Source organism: Staphylococcus sp. HMSC068C09, assembly GCF_001813735.1.
GTDB classification, from domain to species: Bacteria; Bacillota; Bacilli; order Staphylococcales; family Staphylococcaceae; genus Staphylococcus; species Staphylococcus hominis.
Window position 1 is genome coordinate 36,829 of sequence record NZ_KV813737.1, and the last position, 16,183, is coordinate 53,011.

Consider the following 16,183-nt stretch of genomic DNA (forward strand, 5'->3'; position numbering starts at 1 on the left):
AAAAAAGCAATCTTCACATCATAGCTGTAAAGATTGCCATTCATATTAGTACGATATAAAATCGTTTTCTTTTCTAAGCAAGTAATAATGGACTTGAAAAAATAAGAAAGAAAATAATTGTTAAAAATAACGTGATACCATTAAATACTTTGCTGCTACTCATTAGACCTACAACACTTGAAACCACTGACAATAGCATGACAAAAAAGCCAGGTAAATACCAAAACATATCTGTAAATGTAATCGAAACTGCAAGTAGAAATGATAATACACATAAGATACCAGAAACTATATTCATATTGTTTATTCTCATTGATGTCTTCCTTTCTGTAAGATATTAATAACATTATATACTATATTTACATTTAAATTTACTATATATCATTATTTTTTAAAAATATAAAACACTCTCATTAATAAATATCTAAATAAGCGTATTTTATCTTTGATTGCGTCTCTAAATCTTTTTGTTACTTGTAGGTGTATTAGCTTTTATTGCTTATTATTTTTGCTAAATACTCATTTTTAATGAGTTATACAATTGCGATGAGTCCAATCATTATTGGTCTATATTTATAGGAAAGGTAACGTTGTCATCAATTAGACTAGTACATAAAAAAACAATAAGGTTAAGTATTTCATCAATATGCAGATAGTATCTACTAAAAGAATATAAAAATGCACCCCAAAAGTTAGATTTTAAGTCCAACTTTTGGGGTGCGTATCAGTTTTAAAAATAATAATATATATTTGTTGTTTAAATTAGTGGAATCTCATACCGCCATCAACAATAATAGTTTGACCAGTAATGTAATCAGAATCACTGCTAGCTAAGAAACCAACCACATTGGCTACATCTTCTGGTTTAGATAAACGTTTTAATGTGATTTGATCAGTGAATTGTTTCCAACCCCATTCTTCTGGTTGATTATTTTCTTCGGCTAATTTTTTAGCAATACCTTCCATCATAGGTGTTTCAACGATACCTGGTGCAAATGCATTTACTGTAATACCTTTGTCAGCTAAATCACGTGCAGCAACTTGAGTTAATCCACGAACTGCGAATTTAGTACTACTGTATAAAGATAATCCCGCATTACCTTCAACACCTGCTTGAGATGTTGCGTTTATAATTTTACCGCCATGACCTAATTTTTCAAATTGTTCTAAAGCTGCTTGAATGCCCCAGAATACGCCTCCAACATTTACTCCGATAACTTGATTAAATTGTTCAGGTGTTACTGTATGAATAGGTGTTGTTGGTCCTAAACCAGCATTATTTACAACTACATTTAACTCTCCAAAATGTTCTACAACTTTACGTGTCACATCAAAAACATTTTCACGGTCGGATACGTCAGCTCTAAATGCTACTGCTTCTTGACCTTCTTTTGAAAGTGCTTCAGCAGCTTTTTTTGCGCCTTCTTCATTAAAATCGACAATAGCAACGTTAAAACCGTCATTAAATAAACGTTCTGCTATTTTGAAACCAATACCTTGTGCTGCACCTGTAACAAGTGCTACTTTTTTAGAATTGTCCATTTACTACACCTCTTAAAGTAATATAACTTTCAATTATTATGTTAGCACTTTGTATGTAAAATACTATGAAAAGTTTGTGAACTTTTGAACAAAGTTTTGTTAATGATTACTTCTTTAAATAATCAATAAATCGTAATAAAGAGGTTTCATTTTTTCTGTTGTCATTGACTATCGCTGTAAAATACACTGAATAATCAAAAGGATGGCCGAGAGGTATGGCCTCAATGTATTCGTCATTTAAAATGGGTTCGTCTTCGATCATGTAACTAGAAATCATACCTACACCTAAGCCTTCTGCAACAGTTCTTAATAAAACGATGGGATTATGCGTACGAAATACAATTTTTAATTCCCCATTTTCTTCTTCGAATTTTTTCAAATGATGATGGTAAAAGCTACGATCATAGAGAATAAAAGGATAGTCTTTAATATCCTCTAAATTAACAGTATCTTTAAACGTAAGTTTAGATTTAGCAGGTACAATAAGTTTAAAATTCGTCGATAAATTAAGAAGAAATTCATGAATTAATGACATTGTTTTATCTGATTCTTTTTTACCAATTAATCCTAAATCTATCTCATTATTTCTCAACATTTTTATAATATTTTCACGGTCAGATTCTATAACTTCAATATCTACGTTTGGATAATCCACTTTAAATTGAGAAATGACTTTAGGAAGTAGTTTGTGAAATAACGTTGGTATAGTGGCTATGGTTAATTTTCCTGTTATATGTGTTTGTAAACGTTCTACTTCTAGCATGAGATGTTCTTTCGCTTCCAAAATTTCCAATATTTTTGGAATCAATCGTTTGCCAATTTCTGTCGGTACTGTCCCTTTTCTGGAGCGATAAAATAATGAATATCCTAATTCTGTTTCCAGATTAGCAATCGATTGACTCATGGCAGATTGACTAATATGCATCAGTTCACTTGCACGAATCATTGATTCTTGTTCGTATACTGATTTAACATATATTAGCTGTTCAAAATTCATATGTTCTCCTCCCTTATATTAGTTTTACTTATATTAAATTAAATTATTCTAATTATACATTAAGTCTAGCTAATATTATAATAATTAAGTATAAATTAAGATAAATAGGATTAAATAGAGGAGGTTAAACATGTCGCAACGTTTATGGTCAAAAGACTTTATCTTTGTAACGATTGTGAATTTATTTATGTATTTAATTCACTACATGCTTATTGTGACAATTACACAATTCACAATCGAAACGTACCATGCTTCAGAAAGTATTGGCGGATTAGCAGCTGGTGTATTTATCATTGGCATGCTAGCTGGAAGATTAGGCGCTGGAAGAATCATCGATCATCTGCAACCTAAGAATGTGCTCATTGGCGGTGTCATTGGCTCTATTATAGCTATCGCTTTATATTTTACAATTCATAGTATTCTTATTTTGATGTTCGTTCGTTTTATTCATGGAATTGCCTTTGGTTTCTCTTCAACAGCAACGGGTACGATTTCTTCTAGATTAATTCCAGAAGAACGTAAAGGTGAGGGTATCGGTTACTACGGTTTAAGCGTAACGCTTGCTTCCGCTTTTGGCCCATTCTTAGGACTAGTATTAAATAATAATTTAGGATTTTCTTCAATTTTTGGCATCAGTTTGATTAGCATTGTCGTTTCATTTAGTTTTACTTTATTAATTAAAAAATTACCGATGAATCATGACATAGTTACTGAAGAACAATCACGTCCTAAAGGTCTCAGTGCTTTCTTACAAAAAGAAGCATTGCCTATTTCATGTGTCGTCATCTTAGTAGGAATTGCTTATGCAAGTGTACTTTCATTCTTATCAATATACAGTGAAATGTTACATTTAGTTACTGCATCTAGTTTCTTCTTTATTGTATTTGCAGTTGTGACCTTTGTGACACGTCCATTCACTGGAAAAATTTATGATCATTTTGGCGAAAATAAAGTCATGTATCCTGTACTTCTAAGTTTTGCAATAGGATTAGCTATTTTAAGTATAGTAAGTTCTCCATTTTTACTATTACTATCTGCAGCATTTATTGGCTTTGGTTATGGAACCATCGTTCCAACTGCACAAGCCATTGCCATTCAACAATCACCCACTAGTAAGATGGGATTAGCTACATCAACGTTCTATATCTTTGTGGACTTTGGTGCAGGCATGGGTCCTTTCATTTTAGGTCTACTCATTCCATTTATGGGCTATCGCTATTTATATCTTGCAATGGCAGGTCTAATTATTATTGCAATGATTTTATATTTCTTTGTACATGGTCGTTATCAAAACAGTACTTCATCAAAAGGTTAATGTATAAAAAAAAGCGTGCGCTCATTTAACATGAACACACGCTCTTTCGTTATTTTCACAAGATTTTCAAGACATCCATCTCACTAACTTCAGACAACCGTCAGTCTTACCTTATTTTTTTAGTATCCTATTACTAAAGCAATAGACATAGCAACGCTACATATAATTATCCATATTAATATAGGTTTCCATACAAACTTCAACCATTCAGTATAAGAAATTTTACCTACAGCTAGAGCTCCCATTAAAATTGCTGATGTAGGAAATAGAATATTACTTATTGCATCACCATATTGGAAGGCTAAGACAGTAAGCTGACGATTAATATGTAACAAATCAGAGATAGGAACCATTAAAGGCATCGTCGTTAATGCTTGACCCGAACCTGATGGAATAAAGAAATTAAGAATGAATTGTAAAATAAACATAGCTATAATCACTAATGACGTTGGTACATCTGATAATAAGGTCGTCAATGCATGAACAATGGTATCTATGATTTTCCCATTTTCTAACAGTACGATAATTCCTTTTGCGATACCAACAATCATTGCTCCAAATAGAATATTTTTCATTCCATCTACTAAAGCATCAAACGTACCATTAAACCCTAAGCCACCTACTAAGCCCGCTAAAATTCCTGCAAATAAGAAATTAGCGCTCATTTCATTGAAACTCCATCCAAATTTAAAAATACCAAATATATTGAAGAGGATAGTTGCCATAATAATCATTAAACTAAATGCTTGTTTTTTACTAAAGTGTTGATAATCGATGTCTTGATTAACTTGTCCTTCTTCTTTTTCTAAATGATACACAATACTTTTAGTTTTATCTTTTTTAACTTTACTAGCATATAACATTACAGTTGAAATGGCCGTTGCTAATATAAAAAGATATATGATAGTTCGAAGGCCCCAACCTGAAAACATTGGAAGTTCAGCAACTGTTTGAGCCACCCCAACTGTAAAAGGATTTAACATGCCCCCACTAAAACCACTAGCTGCCCCCAAAATAACCATGGCAGCACCGGTTAATGCATCATAACCTAAGGTACGAGCAATAATAATACCAATGGGAACAAATATAATAGTTTCTTCAGCTAAACCTATTGTAAAACCTAATATTGAAAAGATGATCATCGTTAGTGGGATCATTAAAAAGTTGGCTTTTCCCAAAACTCTCATAGCTTTATTTACACCATTTTCAAAAGCACCTGTTTTGTGGACAATTCCAAAAGCGCCACCCACTAAAAATACATAAAAAACAATTTCTCCCCCACTAATCAATCCTTCTGGGACAGCTCTAAATATATTCAAAAAATTTAGATGTTCTGAAGATACTGTGTGATAGGTACCAGGAATAACTATGGTTTGTCCGTTTTTCTTTTCTCTCGCATATTCTCCAGCAGGAATAATATAAGTAAGTAACCAGGAAATTACTATAATCAACATTAATATTGCATAGGTGTGCGGCATTTCTAGTTTAAACTTTCCAGTTTTATTCTTTTTCATTTATGTCATCCCCTTGTTATTCATTACATATGAATCAAAAATCAAAATATATATAATTTATCATAACCTATTTAAACAAAAATGATAATATTACATTTTTAATAATTTTAAACTTTTTTTTTTATATAACAAAAGCCAAAAATCATATCATTTTTGGCTTCTTTTTAATAAGTCTGTCTATATCAATTTTAATGTTAAATATAAACCTAGTAAGGTCATGAATAAAACTGGAAGGGTAATAACGATACCTGTTTTAAAATAGGTGCCCCATGATATTTTAATTCCTTTTTGAGCTAAAACATGAAGCCATAACAATGTAGCTAAAGAACCAATCGGTGTAATTTTAGGTCCTAAATCTGAACCTATTACGTTAGCATATATCATTCCCTCTTTGAGTACATCAGTAACTGCTGATTGATGAATGGCAATCGCATCAATGAGTACGGTAGGTAAATTATTCATTATTGAAGAGAGTATAGCTGAGATAAAACCAACACCCATAATACTAGTAAATAAACCTTGATGCGCGATATTTGAAAATATATGACCTAACACATGAGTGATTCCCACGTTTTTCAAACCAAAGACAACTAAGTACATTCCCAGTGAAAATATAACAATATTCCATGGTGCGCCTTTTACAACTTTTCTAACTGGAACGGCATTCGATTTCGCCGCTAAAATAAGAAAAATAAAAGCAATACTACCTGCAATAATAGAGACAGGCACACGAACAAACTCACTCATCATATAACCTATAAGTAATAAAACTAATACGAACCACGATATACGGAATAATGAAGCATCTTTAATAACTAATTGAGGTGCCTTCATTTTTGTTATATCCACTTGCTTTGGCATTGCCTTTTTAAAATAAAGCCACAATACAACAATACTTGCGATTAATGAAAATATATTTGGAAGTATCATACGACTTAAATATTCTATAAATCCAATATTAAAATAATCTGCTGAAACAATATTTACTAAATTACTCACTGTAAACGGTAAGGATGTAGTATCCGCAATAAAGCCACTGGCGATAATAAATGGAAATACCATCTTTTCTTTGAAACCTAAGTGACGTACCATTGCTAATACTATAGGAGTGAGAATAAGTGCTGCCCCATCATTCGCAAAAAATGCTGCTACTATCGCTCCAAGTATCATAATGAAAATAAACATCTTTCGTCCATCGCCTTGAGATGCCTTTACCATATGAAGTGCTGCCCATTCAAAAAAGCCAATTTCATCTAAAATAAGTGAAATAAGAATAATAGCCACAAATGTTAGCGTTGCATTCCATACTATACTCGTCACTTCCATAACATCTGACCATCCTACTACGCCCGTCAGAAGTGCTACAACTGCACCAATAACAGCAGTAATCGAAATATCTAATCCTTTGGGTTGCCAAATTACAAAAATTAATGTGAGTACAAAAATGGTAATGGCTAAAAAAGTCATCATCTATCATCACCACTTTTATACTTTAAATACTGCCATGTATTCCTTGAAAAATGAAATGTTGTATTTTTATATTTCATTTGCTCCGAACCTCCTACAATCTTATTCATCGTATCATAATAAACAGAAAAACGTTGTAAAATGTCTTAATTTAAACATCTCACAACGTTTTATTAACAATTCATTTATTTTTCTTCTTTTACCATTTTGCCATTTTCATCTAATTTTTGAATTTTTCCGTGTTTCATTCTATATGTACCTAGAATCTCGCCTTTTTTGTTACGATAGTTCACAATCCAGTTACCATTATGATCTGTCATTTTGACATCATCCCATAAATAACCTGATTTTTTTAATTCTACGTCATCAAAATCAGAAATTAATTGATACACTTCGTTACGATAACGCGTATTGACACTACCAGATTTTTCTAAATCATTTGAAGCTAACGGATTCCCATTATCATTAGCACTATCAGGTAACGAGTTTGAAATATGCATTTTACTTATAAGTTCTGGTAAAGCTTTATTATCTTTATTATGTTTATATACTTCTTCTAAACTAGCTTCTTTTCCTTTATCAAGTAAATCGTTATAATCCAATGTACCTTTTTGCATACGTCCTACATAAACTGTATCTTTATTAACTCCAATTAGCGCTTGATAGGTACTTTTATCTGGATAAACCGTAAAGAACTGCATATGTTTTGGTGCATGTTTTACTGGTTGTTTCACTTTAACCAATGTAAAATCAACTAATTTATAATTATGTTTGCCCGTAGGTAATCTATATTCATAAATTCCAGTTAGAATTTCATTTTTAGTCAATGTATATTGATCGACACCATCAATACAGAATGCTAATGCTAATCGTTCTTTCGTTGATAATTTAGACGTATTGGTTAATGACGTTTCATCTTTTTTATCTGATTCGTTCTTTTTAGCTTTTTGAACGTTATTTTGATTTGATTTTGATTTATTATCTTCTTTTGAAGATTCATGCGTACTACAAGCAGCTAATAACATCATCATGATACTACCCAAAAATAAAAATTTTTTCATCTATTGGCCCCTCATACATTCTTCTTATTTTACTAATATACTATACATTATTTATACATTATTTGAAGAGGAAGATAAATATAAATTTTGTTAAAATACCATTTTTTCATAAAAGTTGTATCTTATATAATTAAAAAACTATGTTACACTGTGTACAATGTTTCATTATTGTTTATAGTAATTAAAATTTAAAGGAGTTTAAGCATGAAAAAATTCTCTGCAGTCCTAATGACAAGCGCTTTATTACTTTCAGCTTGCTCACATAGTAATGATGAAAATGAAAATAATACTAAACAAACATCTCAAACTAATAAAAGTGATGACAATCAACAAAAACATAAAAAAGTTATTAAAGAGGGTCGTACATATATCGATGGTATTTTAATTGTAAATAAAAATATAGGTCTTCCTTCAAATTATAATCCTGGTGAAGATCCAAAAGCCCAACAAGCCTTACAACAATTATTTAGTGCTGCACAAAAAGAGGGTATTAACTTATACAAAATGAGTGGCTACAGAAGTTATCCTACTCAAGTTCAACTATACAATCGTTATGCTGCACGCGATGGTAAAAAAGCTGCAGATAAATATAGCGCACGTCCTGGCTACTCAGAACATCAAACAGGTCTTACATTTGACATCGGTGGCGTTAATTCAGATAAAAACTTATATGCAAGTTTCGGAAAAACAAAAGAAGGGCAATGGATTGCGAAAAACGCACATAAATACGGCTTTATCGTGAGATATCCTAAAGGAAAAGAAAAAATTACTGGTTATCAATACGAACCATGGCATTTACGTTATTTAGGAAAAGATACTGCAACCAAAGTATATCAATCTGGTAAAACTTTAGAAGAATATGTAGGATTAAAATAACTTCGCCACACATATTATTAGTCAATTAAAAACCATGAGTGAGAATACTCCTACTCATGGTTGTTTTAATATTAACTTCATTGTTTCACGTCAAACATCATATTTTATCTATTTTTACTATCCAACCAATCAATGATATCTCTAAAAATACTTTGATTATATGACGACTCATTGAAAATTTCATGTTGTAAATTTTCATAAATATACAGAGACTTTTTCTTAGAAGCAATTTCATTATATAAATCGATAGAATCTTTATAGCTTACGAGACCATCTTCTTTACCATGTAAGATGAGTACTGGATCTATAAAATGGCTTGGATGTTCTTTTAGATAGGCAATACCATCCATCAGGGTAAATATGAGGCCTATAGAAATCTCTTTAGCGACTAAATCATCATCTCTATATTTTTGGATAATTTCTTCGTCAGAACAAACACCGTCTTCCAGTTCATTTTTGACATATGTATCTGCTGAAATATTTTTATCTGGCTCTCCGAATGTACTTTTATTATAGCGCGTTAGTGAGCCAGAAGTAATAATGCCATCTACTTTATTAGGGTATTTGGTACCAAATAAAGTTACCGCGTAACCTCCCATACTATGTCCGATTAAAAATACTCTTCCACTATAATTCTCCTTAGTGTAGTTAATTATCCTATCCAAGTCATCAATGATTTCATCCACATGACTATAAAATACTCTCTTACCTTCAGAACGCCCATGACCACGTTGATCAAAACGAACGACATTATAATGATGCTCATTTAAAAACGCGACCAATTCATCATAACGGTCTAGATGCTCTGCAAGACCATGTGCAATTATAATATTTGCTTTACTTTCTTTAACTTCATTAACTTTTGTATAGAGTTTAGTTCCATCTTTTGATTCTAAATATTTTATATAATTCATTTTTATCATCCCTTTTATTTACCTTTACTCGTATCTACCCTTCGTTAATTAGAATAAACACATATAAAACCTCTTAATATTCTTATTTCGTTTGATGGTTTTCCTCTTATTTTTCCCATAATAACATCACTATGCATCAAAACTTTCTAAAAAACTCATAACTCTATACTCTTAATATATAAAAAGCGTGCTAGTCTTTCCAAAATAATCTCTTTAAGACTGCACGCTCACTTAATTACTTAATTATTGTATTTTCTTTTTCATGAATCATTTGAATTATTTCATTATTTTCGTTCATAATCGCTACTTTAGGTGCATGATCGATTAATTCACGTTCGTCCAACTGTACATAAGTCATAATAATAACAATATCATCTACTTCTACTAAGCGAGATGCAGCACCATTGAGACAAATTTTTCCACTACCACGTTCACCCGCAATCACATATGTTTCGAAACGTGCTCCATTATTATTGTTTACAATAGCAACCTTTTCATTTGGAAGAATATCAACCGCATCTAAAATATCGGCATCGATCGTGATACTTCCTACATAATTTAAATTGGATTCTGTGACACGTGCTCTATGAATTTTACTATTCATCATTGTTCTAATCATTTTCTCTATTTACTCCCTAAAATAATATTATCTATTAAACGTGCTTTAGAAAATTTGACAGCTAAAGCAATAAAAATTTGACCATTTATTTCATTAACAACTTCAAGTTCAGGATAACTATAAATTGCGACTTCGTCGATATGACCGCTTGTATGTTCTTGTAAGTATGTTTTTATTGCACCTACAAGTATATGACTTCGACGTTCACCTTCTGCATACATGTCTTTGGCTAATTTTAAACTTTTACTTAGATGAACCGCTTCTTTACGTTCTTCATCAGTCAAATACACATTACGAGAACTACGCGCCAGTCCATCGTCTTCACGTACTATATCGACGCCGACAATTTCAATAGGATGATTAAAATCTTTTACCATTTTCTCAATAATTGCTAATTGTTGTGCATCTTTTTTACCAAAATAGGCTTTATTAGGACTTACGATATTAAATAATTTATTAACTACTGTAACGACACCATCAAAATGTCCAGGACGTTGTGGGCCTTCTAAGACTTCCCCTAGACGTCCCACCTTTAATGTGATGCCTAATTCATCTGGATACATCTCTTCAACGGAAGGATGGAATACATAATCGACATGAATAGCTTTAACTAAAGAAACATCCTTATCAATTTGGCGAGGATATGCATCATAATCTTCATTAGGTCCAAATTGTAATGGATTTACAAATACACTAATGACTGTCACATCGTTTTCTTCAACTGAACGTCGCATCATACTTAAATGTCCTTCATGAAGCGCACCCATTGTTGGAATGAAACCTATTGATTGACCAGACGCTTTTATGCGTTGTGCGATTGTTTGCATCTCTTTTACAGTATTAATTACTTGTGTCATTTTTATTAACCTCATCTAATACTTTTTTCTTATACGTATGTGCTTCTGCAGGAAATGCTCCTGCTTTCACTTCTTTATCATATTGCTTCATACCATCAATGCCTACAGATAAATCTGCAAACTGTTTTACGAATTTAGCATAACGTTCTACGCCATAATTTAACATATCGTGATACACCAATACTTGTCCGTCTGTATCTTTACCTGCCCCAATACCAATAACTGGAATGTCTAATTGTTTACTAATTAATCCAGCTAAGTCACTTGGAATAGCTTCTAATACTAACGCCACTGCACCTGCTTCTTGAACGGCATGTGCATCACGAATAAGTTGTTCTGCTGCGTCTTTTGTACCACCTTGTAACTTGTAACCCATAACACCGACACTTTGTGGCATTAAACCAAGATGTGCAACAATTGGAATACCCATTTGTGTCGATTTTTTAATGAAGTCAGTTAAATGGGCACCTTCTGCTTTTAATGCATTCGCATTGGTTTGTTGATATAACGTTATCGCATGATTTAAATCATGTTCCGCACTTACGCCTACCGCTCCGATAGGTAAGTCTACAACGATAAATGTATCATCGGCGCCTCGACGAACAGCTTTACCATGATGAATCATATCATCTAAAGTAACTTGAGTGGTTGTATCATAACCTAAGACTGTCATTCCTAGCGAATCACCAACTAGAATCATATCAATATTGGCTTGTTGCGCTTGTTTTGCACTGGGATAATCGTATGCTGTAACCATTGAAATTTTTGTACCATTTTGCTTCATTTCCATAAGTTTTGACAAATTTTTCATTATTTTATCGATCTCCTATAACATTATCTCAATAATATCACGTATAATTATATGTAATATTTTAAAGAAAGGAAAGTTATAAATGCGTATTGCGATTATTGGACCAGGCGCTGTAGGTACGACGATTGCCTACGAATTACAACAAGTATTACCTCATATCACATTACTTGGAAGAACAAATAAGTCCATTCACTTTCAACCTGCAAATCAACATATTATTGTTAAAGATATTAAGTCTATGACTGACCCCTTCGATGTGATTATCGTGGCAGTCAAAACACATCAACTTGAATCTTTAGTTCCAGACTTAAACCGTCTTACTCATGATGAGACAACGATTATTTTAGCTCAAAATGGATATGGTTTACGTTCAACTTTACCATTTAAATATGTCTACCAAGCTGTGGTCTATATTAGTGGGCAGAAAAAAGACGATGAAGTGATCCATTTCAGAGATTACCGTTTGCATATTCAGCATGATCGTCGGACTGAACAGCTTAAACACTATTTAGAACACACTAAAATAGAACTTATATTAGAAGATCACATAGAAACAACGATTTGGTATAAATTACTTGTCAATCTTGGTGTTAATTCGATTACTGCTTTAGGTGGCAACACTGCACAAATTTTAAAAATTCCAGAAGTCTATCAATTATGCACACGCTTATTAGAAGAAGGTAAACAAGTCGCTATGGCAGAAGGTATTACATTACCCGACACGATTGTTGAAGATATTATGCATATCTATGCTGGTTATCCAGATCATATGGGGACAAGTATGTATTATGATGTTATAAATCATCAGCCCCTTGAAGTAGAAGCAATTCAAGGTTTTATTTACCGTAAGGCTAGAACACATCACCTCTCTACGCCATCGTTAGATACAGTTTATGCATTATTACGGTCTCACCATTCTTTATCCATTCAATATTAATGTTAAAATCAATGTTTAACTATTAATATTTTGTCAAATTATATAGTAACAAACTCTATTACAAGCTATATCATTATTTTTGAAAATTTTTTCACTTTAATAAAAGGGAGATATATCTTTGGATAAAGCAACACGTATACTTAATATTTTGACATTATTATTAAATGGTCATGTTGTCACTCAAGAAGACTTAGATCGCTTTACAAATGTCAGCAAAAAATCTATTCAACGTGATATTAATACAATTAATACATTTTTTTATGAAAGTCATTTTTGGAGAAGCAATCATACTAAAATTGTCTATAATTATCAATTAGGTGGTTATGAACTCACCCATGATACTACGAACAAACAAAGTCTTGGTGTACTAAGTTTACTCATTAAGTTACAAAGTCTCACACCTATTCTTCATTACGATATTTACAAATTTTTCCTACATGCGATGTCGTCTGTCAGAATAGAAGATAAACATATTTTGATGACGATGTTACATCAATTCAAAGTACGTGATGATTTACTTCCTGGAAAACGATTAATGGACCTTCAAAAAGCAATCGTCAATAAACATAGAGTGCGTATTGAAGTAGATCATAACAAAATGACTATTAAACCATTATCTATTTTGTATATGCATTATGATTATTGGTTTACTTACGAATTTCAACATAAAATACATACCGTTTCTTTGAAATCGATACAATCCTTACACGTTCTAGATACAAAATTTTCTAAAGACTTCGCGAATAATGCAGTATTATTTGAAACGAGTACAACCATTTGGAATCAATTTAAACAACAATTTTCAATTAAAGAGATTGTTTCACGTAATGAAGACACCATTTTGGCATGGGTAAATTGCACACGGTTTGATGCTTATTACATTGCTTATCAACTTGCTCCTTTAGCAAAAATTATCGCTCCGGAATCATATATCGATAGTTTTATTGACCGTTTAGATGAAATTAAACGTACTTACACAGAAAACAACAGCTGACCATTAAAATCAGCTGTTGCTTTTTATTAATCAATTGGATCTCCATGTTCATCATATTTTGTCACTATGCCGTCAGAAGTAACGATATATGAGCCAACTAAATCTCCATTTTTATCTAAAATTGAGAAGCCCCAATCTCCGTTTTCATCTTGTTCTGGTTCTTTATATGTGTACGTCTCTGTATCTAATTGATGACCTTCATAATCTTCTACCTTATCAATGACGTTTGCACGTGTTACCTTTTCAGTAGATGAAGATTCGTCAGAATCAGTATTTAACGATCTTTGACTTCCTGCAAATACTATTTGTTTTGCTATTTCTTCATAATCAGAATTATTATATTTATCATATAATGTACTTACATCCAATTCTTTACCGTTATCTCTTAATTGTTGATAGTTTGCATCGTATTGTGTACCTGCCACGAGTACTTTATCGTTACTTACTCCAATAACTGTTACAAAAGCTCCTCTCGAAGGAGATGCGCTGTAAAATACCATTCCAGATGGTGAACCATTAATAGGATAATCCATAGAAGCTAGTTTGTATGTATCAATATTTTTATGAATTTTACTCACATTTCCTTGTTCAAGATAACTATGATTTCTTAATTCATTTGCGTTAATAGCATAATCTGACACTGAAGGATCATTTAAAGCTAACGCTACTTTTTCAGCTTGAGATAAGTTGTCGACATTACTATTTGTTTTATTTTCTTGTTGATTGTTATCATTTGAACTTTTATTACTATCTTGTTGGGTATTATTGTTATCATTATCTGAAGTGTTTTTATTTGATGATTGGTTACTTTGTGATGTCGTATGTTCTGATTTTTCACTAGAATTATTGAGCCCAATCATATCTCCTAAATCACAACCTGCAAGTAAAGTTGTCGCCGTTATAGCGCCGATAGCTAAGTAATGTTTCTTCATTTATTTCGCTCCTTTTAAAATAAAAAAATATATACCTTAACTTACAATATTAAACAGACATTGTATGTCGTTATGAAAAAGTACACACTTCATTATCTAAAGCATGTACTTTTTATATTAATTACTTAATATGTTGACGTACGAAACGACCAGCATATCCTTTAAACGATTCGCCACCAGACATTTCTTGTTTAGCATAAGCATCCGTTGAACCACCCATTAAGTTATATCCATATGTTCTTAAGCCATACATTTTTGTAAATGTACTATTTAACATTGGTGAGCCTGAAGCACCTGATCTAAAAATATCTTTCGTTTGAATCTCTGTACCATTTGTTGAGAATTGAGTTACACGAAGTTTATTAAAATACGCTTTTGTGTTGTCGTTATATTGCCATGGATATCCTAATGAATAAAGTGGCGAATTGAATTTCAATTGTTTAATCTCTGAATCCGTTGCAATTTTAACTGGTTTCACATATTTAGACATATTTTGTTTTGTGTGAACCACTGCAATATCATATTGTGGTACTTTAATCACTTCTGTTGCTTGGAAAACATATGGCATACGACTTCCATCACGATTCATTTGAAATTTAATATATTTCGGAGCCGCTGCACGACCATATTGATCATCGATAACATGTGCATTGGTTACAAATGTATGTGCCCCAATCACTGTTCCTGTTCCCATAGAATCTTGCTTTCTTACAGATGCATCGCGAGAGCCTTTTTTCCAGCCATTTAAATTAGATACACGGCCAATCGCCTTTAAATTATTTTGTGAGCCATTTGGATAGCGTTGGATTGAAATACTGCTGTTACTAATTTTTTTCGCTTTTAAATACGCTTGATATGATCCTCTTTGTATCCCGTCATAATAATAGTTGGTTTCTACAGCTTTAGCCTCTTGATGTTGGGCAGAATATCCTAGTACACTGGCACCAATAACGACACTCGCTACTAATGATTTACCAAATTTAGATTTTAGCATTAATTTGTCCCCTGCTTTCTTCCATTTAAAAATGAATTGGTTTTATGTTTAAAATAAAATATGTACATCAATATTATAAAACAAACAAAGGACAGTATGCGTCTTTTTTATAAAACAATTTATTTTTAACTTTAATGTACATTTATAAATTATTTACATAAAAAATATTTTTCTTTACAAACTTCAAAATATATAGTATAGTATTAAAGTAAAATTATGGAGGGATACTCAAGCCTGGCTTAAGAGGCTAACCATTTTATGGTTAGTAGGAGCTTTTAGCTCGCGTTGGTTCAAATCCTTCTCCCTCCGCTATCTAAGAAACCTAAGATTAAATTCTTAGGTTTCTTTTTATT

Annotated in this window: 16 protein-coding genes and 1 tRNA gene; 5 read left to right on the top strand and 12 right to left on the bottom strand. The window is 32.0% G+C overall.

Annotation, left to right across the window (positions count from 1 at the left end; translation table 11 throughout):
* Nucleotides 1-73 precede the first annotated feature (73 nt).
* From HMPREF2930_RS01625 to HMPREF2930_RS01635, 3 genes are all read right to left on the bottom strand, one after another.
* The gene (locus tag HMPREF2930_RS01625) at nt 74-313 is read right to left on the bottom strand and encodes a hypothetical protein (protein WP_017174751.1); all 240 of its coding nucleotides are present in this window, start codon (nt 311-313) and stop codon (nt 74-76) included.
* Nucleotides 314-762: 449 nt separating this feature from the next.
* Nucleotides 763-1,542 carry a (S)-acetoin forming diacetyl reductase gene (locus HMPREF2930_RS01630; protein ID WP_017174750.1) on the bottom strand — a complete coding sequence of 260 codons (780 nt, stop codon included), beginning with the start codon at nt 1,540-1,542 and terminating at the stop codon, nt 763-765.
* 106 nt (nt 1,543-1,648) lie between these two features.
* Nucleotides 1,649-2,539: a LysR family transcriptional regulator gene (locus HMPREF2930_RS01635; protein WP_070597209.1), complete on the bottom strand. Its 891-nt coding sequence runs from the start codon at nt 2,537-2,539 to the stop codon at nt 1,649-1,651.
* 130 nt (nt 2,540-2,669) lie between these two features.
* Here HMPREF2930_RS01635 and HMPREF2930_RS01640 point away from each other — a divergent pair, with 130 nt between their 5' ends.
* Complete coding sequence (locus tag HMPREF2930_RS01640) at nt 2,670-3,854, top strand: MFS transporter (RefSeq protein ID WP_017174748.1); 1,185 nt, start codon at nt 2,670-2,672, stop codon at nt 3,852-3,854.
* Nucleotides 3,855-3,973: 119 nt separating this feature from the next.
* Here HMPREF2930_RS01640 and HMPREF2930_RS01645 read toward each other — a convergent pair whose 3' ends face one another.
* The 3 genes from HMPREF2930_RS01645 to HMPREF2930_RS01655 all read right to left on the bottom strand — a co-directional run bounded on the left by HMPREF2930_RS01645 (nt 3,974) and on the right by HMPREF2930_RS01655 (nt 7,896).
* The gene (locus HMPREF2930_RS01645; RefSeq protein ID WP_017174747.1) at nt 3,974-5,368 is read right to left on the bottom strand and encodes a YfcC family protein; all 1,395 of its coding nucleotides are present in this window, start codon (nt 5,366-5,368) and stop codon (nt 3,974-3,976) included.
* Nucleotides 5,369-5,545: 177 nt separating this feature from the next.
* Complete coding sequence (arsB, locus tag HMPREF2930_RS01650) at nt 5,546-6,835, bottom strand: arsenite efflux transporter membrane subunit ArsB (protein WP_025987165.1); 1,290 nt, start codon at nt 6,833-6,835, stop codon at nt 5,546-5,548.
* 185 nt (nt 6,836-7,020) lie between these two features.
* Nucleotides 7,021-7,896 carry a hypothetical protein gene (locus HMPREF2930_RS01655; RefSeq protein ID WP_017174745.1) on the bottom strand — a complete coding sequence of 292 codons (876 nt, stop codon included), beginning with the start codon at nt 7,894-7,896 and terminating at the stop codon, nt 7,021-7,023.
* Between the two features lie 204 nt (nt 7,897-8,100).
* On the opposite strand from HMPREF2930_RS01655, the gene HMPREF2930_RS01660 reads away from it, so the two are divergent.
* Nucleotides 8,101-8,772 carry a M15 family metallopeptidase gene (locus tag HMPREF2930_RS01660; protein ID WP_017174744.1) on the top strand — a complete coding sequence of 224 codons (672 nt, stop codon included), beginning with the start codon at nt 8,101-8,103 and terminating at the stop codon, nt 8,770-8,772.
* A gap of 104 nt (nt 8,773-8,876) precedes the next feature.
* Here HMPREF2930_RS01660 and HMPREF2930_RS01665 read toward each other — a convergent pair whose 3' ends face one another.
* The 4 genes from HMPREF2930_RS01665 to panB form a co-directional block, all read right to left on the bottom strand.
* On the bottom strand, nt 8,877-9,686 hold the full coding sequence (locus HMPREF2930_RS01665) for an alpha/beta hydrolase (protein WP_070597210.1): 810 nt from the start codon (nt 9,684-9,686) through the stop codon (nt 8,877-8,879).
* Nucleotides 9,687-9,921: 235 nt separating this feature from the next.
* Nucleotides 9,922-10,305, bottom strand: coding sequence for an aspartate 1-decarboxylase (panD, locus tag HMPREF2930_RS01670; RefSeq protein WP_002449536.1), 384 nt, complete (start codon nt 10,303-10,305; stop codon nt 9,922-9,924).
* Between the two features lie 5 nt (nt 10,306-10,310).
* The gene (gene panC / locus HMPREF2930_RS01675; protein WP_017174742.1) at nt 10,311-11,162 is read right to left on the bottom strand and encodes a pantoate--beta-alanine ligase; all 852 of its coding nucleotides are present in this window, start codon (nt 11,160-11,162) and stop codon (nt 10,311-10,313) included.
* Nucleotides 11,146-11,973 carry a 3-methyl-2-oxobutanoate hydroxymethyltransferase gene (gene panB, locus HMPREF2930_RS01680; protein ID WP_017174741.1) on the bottom strand — a complete coding sequence of 276 codons (828 nt, stop codon included), beginning with the start codon at nt 11,971-11,973 and terminating at the stop codon, nt 11,146-11,148. Before panB ends, panC begins: the two co-directional genes overlap by 17 nt.
* An 82-nt stretch (nt 11,974-12,055) precedes the next feature.
* Between panB and HMPREF2930_RS01685 the strand changes: the two genes are divergently transcribed.
* Nucleotides 12,056-12,910, top strand: a complete 855-nt coding sequence (locus tag HMPREF2930_RS01685; RefSeq protein ID WP_017174740.1) for an oxidoreductase — start codon at nt 12,056-12,058, stop codon at nt 12,908-12,910.
* A 118-nt stretch (nt 12,911-13,028) separates the two neighbouring features.
* The gene (locus tag HMPREF2930_RS01690; protein WP_017174739.1) at nt 13,029-13,904 is read left to right on the top strand and encodes an HTH domain-containing protein; all 876 of its coding nucleotides are present in this window, start codon (nt 13,029-13,031) and stop codon (nt 13,902-13,904) included.
* Nucleotides 13,905-13,930: 26 nt separating this feature from the next.
* On the opposite strand, the gene HMPREF2930_RS01695 is transcribed toward HMPREF2930_RS01690, so the two are convergent.
* Nucleotides 13,931-14,836, bottom strand: a complete 906-nt coding sequence (locus HMPREF2930_RS01695; protein WP_017174738.1) for a hypothetical protein — start codon at nt 14,834-14,836, stop codon at nt 13,931-13,933.
* Nucleotides 14,837-14,957: 121 nt separating this feature from the next.
* On the bottom strand, nt 14,958-15,830 hold the full coding sequence (locus HMPREF2930_RS01700) for a trypsin-like serine peptidase (RefSeq protein ID WP_017174737.1): 873 nt from the start codon (nt 15,828-15,830) through the stop codon (nt 14,958-14,960).
* Between the two features lie 218 nt (nt 15,831-16,048).
* On the opposite strand from HMPREF2930_RS01700, the gene HMPREF2930_RS01705 reads away from it, so the two are divergent.
* A tRNA-Lys gene (locus HMPREF2930_RS01705) sits at nt 16,049-16,139 on the top strand.
* The last annotated feature ends 44 nt before the right edge of the window (nt 16,140-16,183 follow it).

Bases quoted from the DNA above. Each gene is read 5' to 3' on its own strand.
- HMPREF2930_RS01625 (WP_017174751.1), bottom strand. From the start codon at position 313: ATGAGAATAAACAATATGAATATAGTTTCTGGTATCTTATGTGTATTA.
- HMPREF2930_RS01630 (WP_017174750.1), bottom strand. From the start codon at position 1,542: ATGGACAATTCTAAAAAAGTAGCACTTGTTACAGGTGCAGCACAAGGT.
- HMPREF2930_RS01635 (WP_070597209.1), bottom strand. From the start codon at position 2,539: ATGAATTTTGAACAGCTAATATATGTTAAATCAGTATACGAACAAGAA.
- HMPREF2930_RS01640 (WP_017174748.1), top strand. From the start codon at position 2,670: ATGTCGCAACGTTTATGGTCAAAAGACTTTATCTTTGTAACGATTGTG.
- HMPREF2930_RS01645 (WP_017174747.1), bottom strand. From the start codon at position 5,368: ATGAAAAAGAATAAAACTGGAAAGTTTAAACTAGAAATGCCGCACACC.
- arsB (WP_025987165.1), bottom strand. From the start codon at position 6,835: ATGACTTTTTTAGCCATTACCATTTTTGTACTCACATTAATTTTTGTA.
- HMPREF2930_RS01655 (WP_017174745.1), bottom strand. From the start codon at position 7,896: ATGAAAAAATTTTTATTTTTGGGTAGTATCATGATGATGTTATTAGCT.
- HMPREF2930_RS01660 (WP_017174744.1), top strand. From the start codon at position 8,101: ATGAAAAAATTCTCTGCAGTCCTAATGACAAGCGCTTTATTACTTTCA.
- HMPREF2930_RS01665 (WP_070597210.1), bottom strand. From the start codon at position 9,686: ATGAATTATATAAAATATTTAGAATCAAAAGATGGAACTAAACTCTAT.
- panD (WP_002449536.1), bottom strand. From the start codon at position 10,305: ATGATTAGAACAATGATGAATAGTAAAATTCATAGAGCACGTGTCACA.
- panC (WP_017174742.1), bottom strand. From the start codon at position 11,162: ATGACACAAGTAATTAATACTGTAAAAGAGATGCAAACAATCGCACAA.
- panB (WP_017174741.1), bottom strand. From the start codon at position 11,973: ATGAAAAATTTGTCAAAACTTATGGAAATGAAGCAAAATGGTACAAAA.
- HMPREF2930_RS01685 (WP_017174740.1), top strand. From the start codon at position 12,056: ATGCGTATTGCGATTATTGGACCAGGCGCTGTAGGTACGACGATTGCC.
- HMPREF2930_RS01695 (WP_017174738.1), bottom strand. From the start codon at position 14,836: ATGAAGAAACATTACTTAGCTATCGGCGCTATAACGGCGACAACTTTA.
- HMPREF2930_RS01700 (WP_017174737.1), bottom strand. From the start codon at position 15,830: ATGCTAAAATCTAAATTTGGTAAATCATTAGTAGCGAGTGTCGTTATT.